This window comes from Limimaricola litoreus (genome assembly GCF_024159025.1).
GTDB lineage: Bacteria > Pseudomonadota > Alphaproteobacteria > Rhodobacterales > Rhodobacteraceae > Limimaricola > Limimaricola litoreus.
Genome location: NZ_JAMYXC010000101.1, coordinates 1 through 7,432 on the forward strand (window position 1 = coordinate 1; position 7,432 = coordinate 7,432).

General features: G+C 68.6%; 6 protein-coding genes and 4 tRNA genes. 1 reads left to right on the forward strand and 9 read right to left on the reverse strand.

All coding sequences use genetic code 11. From position 1 onward, the window contains the following. The 4 genes from NHG85_RS06795 to hemA form a co-directional block, all read right to left on the reverse strand. A partial coding sequence (locus NHG85_RS06795) for an SH3 domain-containing protein (RefSeq protein ID WP_253331000.1) occupies nucleotides 1-475 on the reverse strand: 475 nt, incomplete at its 3' end. Nucleotides 476-645: 170 nt separating this feature from the next. Then, on the reverse strand, nucleotides 646-1,779 hold the full coding sequence (ispG, locus tag NHG85_RS06800) for a flavodoxin-dependent (E)-4-hydroxy-3-methylbut-2-enyl-diphosphate synthase (protein WP_253331002.1): 1,134 nt from the start codon (nucleotides 1,777-1,779) through the stop codon (nucleotides 646-648). A 47-nt stretch (nucleotides 1,780-1,826) separates the two neighbouring features. Further along, complete coding sequence (locus NHG85_RS06805) at nucleotides 1,827-3,131, reverse strand: helix-turn-helix domain-containing protein (RefSeq protein WP_253331004.1); 1,305 nt, start codon at nucleotides 3,129-3,131, stop codon at nucleotides 1,827-1,829. A 122-nt stretch (nucleotides 3,132-3,253) separates the two neighbouring features. Further along, nucleotides 3,254-4,477, reverse strand: coding sequence for a 5-aminolevulinate synthase (gene hemA / locus NHG85_RS06810; RefSeq protein ID WP_370362987.1), 1,224 nt, complete (start codon nucleotides 4,475-4,477; stop codon nucleotides 3,254-3,256). A gap of 207 nt (nucleotides 4,478-4,684) precedes the next feature. On the opposite strand from hemA, the gene NHG85_RS06815 reads away from it, so the two are divergent. Next, complete coding sequence (locus tag NHG85_RS06815) at nucleotides 4,685-6,067, forward strand: M20/M25/M40 family metallo-hydrolase (protein WP_253331008.1); 1,383 nt, start codon at nucleotides 4,685-4,687, stop codon at nucleotides 6,065-6,067. A gap of 262 nt (nucleotides 6,068-6,329) precedes the next feature. Here the strand turns inward: NHG85_RS06815 and NHG85_RS06820 are convergent. The 5 genes from NHG85_RS06820 to NHG85_RS06840 form a co-directional block, all read right to left on the reverse strand. Then, nucleotides 6,330-6,406, reverse strand: a tRNA-Asp gene (locus tag NHG85_RS06820). A 30-nt stretch (nucleotides 6,407-6,436) separates the two neighbouring features. Then, nucleotides 6,437-6,513: transfer RNA gene (locus NHG85_RS06825), tRNA-Asp, on the reverse strand. 13 nt (nucleotides 6,514-6,526) lie between these two features. Further along, nucleotides 6,527-6,600, reverse strand: a tRNA-Asp gene (locus tag NHG85_RS06830). Between the two features lie 256 nt (nucleotides 6,601-6,856). Beyond that, nucleotides 6,857-6,932, reverse strand: a tRNA-Val gene (locus NHG85_RS06835). Nucleotides 6,933-6,944: 12 nt separating this feature from the next. Beyond that, nucleotides 6,945-7,432, reverse strand: a 488-nt coding sequence (locus NHG85_RS06840) for a histidine phosphatase family protein (RefSeq protein WP_253331010.1), incomplete at its 5' end; no start/stop codon positions are given.

The following is a 7,432-nucleotide window of genomic DNA, read 5'->3' on the forward strand; positions in this document are numbered from 1 at the left end:
CGACCGGCCCGGCGGCAAGGGCGGCGGCACCCGCAGCGGCGGCACCCGCGCCCGCGGCGGTGGCGGCGGCGTTATTGGCCGAATTGTCATAGGTGACGGTCTCGATCTCGAGCTCGGCGCGGTTGTCGATCACCACCACCGGCTCTTCGGCTTCGGCCATCTCCACCGTGAGATAGTCGCCGTAAGCCCAGCCGGTCGTGCCGTCGAGCGTCACGCGGCACCAATTGGCTTCTTCGAGGCAGCCCTCGACCGTCACCTCGCCATCGGCGGGGATCACGTCGATGATCTCCATCTCGGGGCCGGGCCCCGCTCGCAGGTTCAACTCGGTCGCGGCGGTTGCCATGGCGCCGGCCATCGCGGTCTCGGCATTGGCGGTGGTCTCGGCCGTCGTCTTTGTGGTCGCGGTCTGCGCAAAGGCCGGCATCGCGGCCACGAGGGCGGCGGCAGTCGTCATCAGAAGCGATTGCCTGGTCATCTGTCGTACTCTTTTCCAAGGGTGCGCCGCCTCGGCGACGCGTCTGGACAAGAAACGACAAGGGGGCCGTCCGGGTTCACGCCGTCCTTTGCCAAGCCTTTGAGATCAGGCAAGAAATAGCCGACGCCTCGGCGGAAACCGACCGGCTTCCGCCGAGGCGACGGATCAGCTCACTCGGCGGCCTCGGCGGCGGCCTTGTCGCGCGCCTCGATCTCGGCGGCCTTCTGCTCGACCTGCTCGACGATGTGGTCGATCATCTGGTCGTTCGACATGCGGTGGCTCTGCTTGCCGGCAAGATAGACCATGCCGTTGCCCGCGCCGCCGCCGGTGAAGCCGACGTCGGTCATCAGCGCCTCACCGGGGCCATTGACCACGCAGCCGATGATCGACAACGACATCGGCGTCTTCACATGTTCGAGCCGCTGCTCCAGCGCCTCGACCGTCTTGATCACGTCGAAGCCCTGCCGCGCGCAGGAGGGGCAGGAGATGATGTTGACGCCGCGGTGGCGCAGGCCGAGCGATTTGAGGATCTCGAAGCCGACCTTCACCTCCTCGACCGGATCGGCCGAGAGGGAAACGCGGATCGTGTCGCCGATGCCCGACCAAAGCAGGTTGCCCATGCCGATCGCCGATTTGATCGTGCCCGACATCAGCCCGCCCGCCTCGGTAATGCCGAGGTGAATGGGCGCGTCGGTCGCCTCGGCGAGCTGCTGGTAGGCGGCGGCGGCGAGGAAAACGTCCGAGGCCTTCACCGAGATCTTGAACTCGTGAAAGTCGTGATCCTGCAGGAGCTTGATGTGATCGAGCCCGCTTTCGACCATCGCGTCGGGGCACGGCTCGGCGTATTTCTCCAGAAGATGCCGCTCGAGCGAGCCCGCGTTGACGCCGATCCGGATCGAGCAGCCGTGGTCCTTGGCCGCGCGTACCACCTCGGCCACGCGCTTGGCGTCGCCGATGTTGCCGGGGTTGATCCGCAGGCAGGCCGCGCCCGCGTCGGCGGCCTCGATGGCGCGCTTGTAGTGGAAATGGATGTCCGCGACGATCGGCACCGGGCTTTCGGCGCAGATCTCGCGCAGGGCGCGGGTGCTGTCCTCGTCAGGCGCGGAGACGCGCACGATGTCGGCGCCCGCATCGGCGGCGCGGATCACCTGATCCAGCGTGGCGCGCACGTCGGTGGTGTCGGTGTTGGTCATGGTCTGCACCGAGATCGGCGCATCGCCGCCCACGGGGACAGAGCCGACCATGATCCGGCGCGACTTGCGGCGCTGGATCTCGCGCCAGGGGCGGACGGCATTCAGGGACATGGGAAACCTCTCGCGGATCGGGCCGCGGGGTCAGGACCGGCGCGGCATCATTCTGTCGGGACGACCTCCGCCACCCGGACCAGTTCGGCCAGGTCGGAGTCGCTTTGCAGGTCGGCAACCTGATAGTTGGTGGTCAGATTGTCCACCGACAAGGCCAGGTTCGACGTCACGGTGCCGGCATCGCCGACAGGGCCGTAATGCTCACCCGCCACGGCGAAGTAGAGGGCGCCGGATTCTCCGACGCGCAGGGTCGGCGGCGTTTCGAGCGCGGGCACCTCCCAAGCGTCGCCGCCGTTCATGATGCCTTCGAACAGCGTGGTGCCATCGGCCGAGGTGACGCGCACCCAGGCGGGCCGCACCGCCACCATGTTGATGGTCGGCGCCGGGCCTTCGGTCACCTGCACGCTCGGCGCCTCGACCCCGGCCTCGACGAGGGCCATCTCGATGTCGGGCAGGTCGACGTCCGGCAGGTCGACCTCGGGCTCTTCGGCGGCATCGAGCGCGGCGAGCATCGGGCTGACGGAGCGCGAGGGCGCCTGCGAAGCGGGCTGCGCCCCCTGCTCGGCGAGAACGACCTGCGCATCCTGGCCGGGACGGCGCGGCATGGTGACCAGCGCCGCGATCGGGCCGTCGCGCGGGGTCATCACCGGCACATCGAGCGCCTGCGGGCGGTAGAGCCTGTCGAGCGCGTCCGGCGCCGCGGCGGCAAGCGTCACGGGATCGGCCAGCGCCGCATCCTGCGTGCCCGCGCCTCCCGCCAGAGGATCGACCTGCGACAGGATCATCGGCGTCTGCTCCACCGGAGCGAGGCGCACCTTCTGCACCTCCTGCAGGATCGACCAGCCGCCATAGCCGAGCCCGCCCATCACCATGAGCAGCACTGCGACCGAGCCCAGCGCGCGCGGCTCGAAACCCGCGAGGATGCGCTCGGCGGGCGGCAGGAAGGGGGTGGCGGATTCCGAGAAGATGTCCTTGCCAAGGCTCGTGCTCTGCACCGCCTTTTGCGCGCGCACGGTCGAGGCCGCCGCCGACATGCCATGCGCGGTGGTGAAGCCCGATTCGCGGCAGAAGGTCTCGTAGGCGGTGTTGGGATCCATGCCAAGATAGCGCGCATAGGAGCGCACATAGCCCGCGATGAAGCCCGGCGTGTCGAAGGCGGTGGGATCGGAATTCTCGATCGCGGCGATGTAGGCCGCCTTGATCTTGAGCTCGCGCTGCACGTCGAGCAGGCTCTTGCCAAGCGTGGCGCGCTCACCGCGCATGAGGTCGCCAAGCCGAAGCTCGAAAGCGTCGAAGCCTTTGGCCTCGACCTCCTGTGCGGCGCCCGCGCGCCTGAAGCTCCGCCCGATCATATCGAGTGTTCCCGTCTCTGCCCGCCCCCGGTGACCTTCCGGGGCTGTCTTTTGTACAACTCCCGAAATGTCCTGAGGTTCATCCTAGCACGGGAGCATTTCCCCCGCACGGGAAGATGTGGTCACCCGGCAAGTTCGGCGCGATTCAGCGCACAATGCGACCAAAGCGCATCGAGCGCCTGCACCAATGCATCCATCTCGCGCGGACCGTGCACGGGAGATGGGGTGAATCGCAGCCGCTCCGTGCCGCGCGGCACGGTCGGGAAGTTGATCGGCTGGACGTAGATGCCGTGATCGGCCAGCAGCATATCCGACAGCAGCTTGGTGTGGACCGGATCGCCGACGATCAGCGGCACGATGTGGCTGCCGTGGTCGATCAGCGGCAGGCCCAGCCCGCGCAGCCGCGTCTTGAGGATCCTGGCCTGGGTTTGGTGCCGCTCGCGCAGCACGCTGTCGGCCTTGAGATGCGCGACGCTCGCCGCCGCCCCCGCCGCGATGGTCGGCGGCAGCGAGGTGGTGAAGATGAAGCCCGGCGCATAGGAGCGCACCGCGTCGCACATCCTGGCCGAGGCCGCGATATAGCCGCCCATGACGCCGTAGGCTTTGCCCAGCGTGCCGTTGATGATGTCGATCCGATGCGCCAGCCCGTCGCGCTCGGTCACGCCGCCGCCGCGGGGCCCGTACATGCCGACCGCATGCACCTCGTCGATATAGGTCAGCGCGCCGAACTCCTCGGCGAGATCGCAGATCTCGGCGATCGGGCCGAAATCGCCATCCATCGAATAGACGCTCTCGAAGGCGATGAGCTTGGGCGCGTCCGCATCATCGGCCTCGAGCAACTCGCGCAGATGCGCCACGTCGTTGTGCCGGAAGATCCGCTTGGCCCCGCCGTTGCGGCGCACGCCCTCGATCATCGAGGCATGGTTGAGCGCGTCGGAATAGATGATGAGGCCGGGAAACAGCTTCGGCAGCGTCGACAGCGTCGCGTCATTGGCGATGTAGGCGGAGGTGAACAGCAGCGCCGCCTCCTTGCCATGCAGATCGGCAAGCTCGGTCTCGAGCCGCTTGTGATAGACCGTGGTGCCAGAGATGTTGCGCGTGCCGCCCGAGCCCGCGCCCACCGCGTCGAGCGCCTCGTGCATCGCGCCGAGCACGGCCGGGTGCTGGCCCATGCCGAGATAGTCGTTGCCGCACCAGACGGTCACGGGCGCCTCGGTGCCATCGGGCTTGTGCCAGGTGGCATGCGGGAACTGCCCCTTGTGCCGGGAGATGTCGATGAAGGTGCGGTAGCGCCCCTCGCTGTGGAGGCGGCCGATGGCGGCGTCGAGACCTGCTTGGTAATCCACGGGCATGCTTCCCCTTTTTCGTCTGGCGGGGCATGCCGCCCCGGCAATTGCCGTCTGCCTCCATATAGAGGCTCTGCCGCCCGGACAACACGCTACAATTTGCCACGCGGCCACAGATTGGCCATGCGCCAGGCGCAAGGCGGCGGGGCCACTGGACAGCAGCGCCGGGGCCGGTCACGCTCGGGATCAAGCATAGCAGGAGCCGTGATGAGACTCGACCCCGTTCTGGACCGCATCGACGCCGATCTCGAAGCCGCCACCGAGCGGCTTCTGCGGCTGTTGCGCATCCCCTCGATCTCGACCGATCCGGCGCATCGCGCCGACTGCCGCGCCGCCGCCGAATGGCTGGCCGAGGATCTGCGATCCATCGGCTTTGCCGATGCGCGGCTGCGCGACACGCCGGGCCAGCCGATGGTCACCGGCCGCATGGGCGACACCGGCCCGCGGCTGCTGTTCTACGGCCATTACGACGTGCAGCCCGCCGATCCGCTCGAGCTGTGGAAGACGCCGCCCTTCGAGCCCTCGGTCGAGGACACGCCCGAGGGCAAGGTGATCCGCGGGCGCGGCGCCTCGGACGACAAGGGGCAGCTGATGACCTTCGTCGAGGCCTGCCGCGCCTGGGTGACGGTGCATGGCGCCCTGCCCGCGCGCGTCTCGATCCTCTTCGAGGGCGAGGAGGAGAGCGGCTCGCCCTCTTTGGTGCCGTTCCTGCGCGACCACGCCGAGGAGCTGCGCGCCGATCTCGCGCTGATCTGCGACACCGGGCTGTTCGACCGCGACACGCCGGCGATCACCACCATGCTGCGCGGTCTCGTGGGCGAGGAGATCGTCATCACCGGCCCCGACCGCGACCTGCATTCGGGCGCCTACGGCGGCCCTGCGGTCAACCCGATCAAGGTGCTGGCCCGGATCATCGCGGCGCTGCACGACGATCATGGCCGCGTCACCCTGCCCGGCTTTTACGACGGCGTGCCCGAGATCACGCCGGAGCTGCGCGCGCAGTGGGAGGGGCTGGGATTCGACGAGGACGACTTTCTCGGCGGCGTCGGGCTGAGCCACCCGGCGGGCGAGGCCGATCGCACCGCGCTCGAAATGATCTGGGCGCGCCCCACCTGCGAGGTCAACGGCATCGCGGGCGGCTATGCGGGCGCGGGCTTCAAGACGGTGCTGCCGAGCCAGGCCAGCGCCAAGATCAGCTTCCGCCTCGTGGGCCGACAGGACCCCGCGCAGATCCGCGAAGCGTTCCGCGCCCATGTGCAATCCATGCTGCCGCCCGACTGCACGGTCGAATTCCACGGCCACGGCGCGGCCCCCGCCAGCGTCATGTCGACCGACGCCCCGGCCTTCGAAACGGCGCGCCGGGCGCTCGGCCCTGAGTGGCCCAAGCCCGCGGCCTTCGTCGGCGCGGGCGGATCGATTCCGATCGCGGGGTATTTCAAGACCGAGCTGGGCACGGATTCGATGCTGCTGGGCTTTGCCAACAACGACGACCTGATCCACAGCCCGAACGAGAAATACGACCTGCGCAGCTTTCACAAGGGCATCCGCAGCTGGGCGCGGGTGCTGGCGGCGCTGGCCGAGACGGGCTGAGCACAAAAGGCTCTGGCCGGCACGCGGGAGGGTCGGCCGGTCGATTGCGTATTTATGGGAAAATGAACCGGGGGGCGGTCGCCATGGCCGCCCCGCCCGCCAAGAGGCGGGCGGTGGAACAGAGCGCGTGGCCCTCGTTCATCTTTCTTCAAATACGCATATTCCGACGGGTCCGCAAAGCGCGCGGCGCGATCCTTGCAGAGCCACCCGAGACGCAAACGGCCCCGCGCTCGGCTGAGCGACGGGGCCGTGATGGCGTTGGTGGCGCGGTTGACGGGGCTCGAACCCGCGACCCCCGGCGTGACAGGCCGGTACTCTAACCAACTGAGCTACAACCGCGCACGGTCGACGATCCGGAACAGACGAGAATGGCGCGGTTGACGGGGCTCGAACCCGCGACCCCCGGCGTGACAGGCCGGTACTCTAACCAACTGAGCTACAACCGCGCATCTCGTNNGGCGCGGTTGACGGGGCTCGAACCCGCGACCCCCGGCGTGACAGGCCGGTACTCTAACCAACTGAGCTACAACCGCGCATCTCGTCGTCCGGTAGCACCGAACGTGAGGCGGGTTCTAGGCAGTGCGGCGGGGGGCGTCAAGCGCCGATCGGCGCAAAAATGCCCCCCAAGCGAGATTGTCGGGATGACCCGGGGGCAGCCCCGCCCGGACGGGATATGAACGCTCCCGCCCGGGCATGAAACCGCCCGCACCCGGAACCGTCCCGGCCCGATCCAGGAGACCGGGGGCCCGACCATACGGCAGGAGAACGTGGATGTTTCACGAGAAGTGATGGTGGGTGGTGAGGGGCTCGAACCCCCGACATCTTCGGTGTAAACGAAGCGCTCTACCAACTGAGCTAACCACCCGCGACGCTCCGTTTAGCCGCCCCTTTCCTCTTGCGCAAGCGGCGCGCTCAGCGCCTCGTGCCGCCCGGCGCAAAGCCGGAACACCACCCCCTGCCCGCCGGGCAGTTTCGCGAGGTCGGACATTGCCCCGCCCGTGGCGATGGTGCGCAGCACGCGCGAGGTCATGCCATGGGTGACAAGGATGGCCGGGCCATCGAGTTCGGCCAGAAGCGCCGCGCAGCGCGCCCAGAGCGCCTTGAAGCCCTCTCCATTCGGGGCGCGGGCGTAGAAATCGACGAAATGCTCGTCCGGCGGGCCGGGCCAGCGCGCGTCGATCTCGGCGCGGTCGAGACCGGACCAATCGCCCATCGCGATCTCGCGCAGCCGAGGCTCGATCCCGGGCTCTGTGCCGAAGGCCAGCCGCGCCGTTTCACGCGCGCGGCCCTGCGGCGAGGAGAGGAGCCGGTGGCTGCCCGCGCCGACACCGCGCGCGGCCAGCATCCGCCCCATGGCGCGGGCCT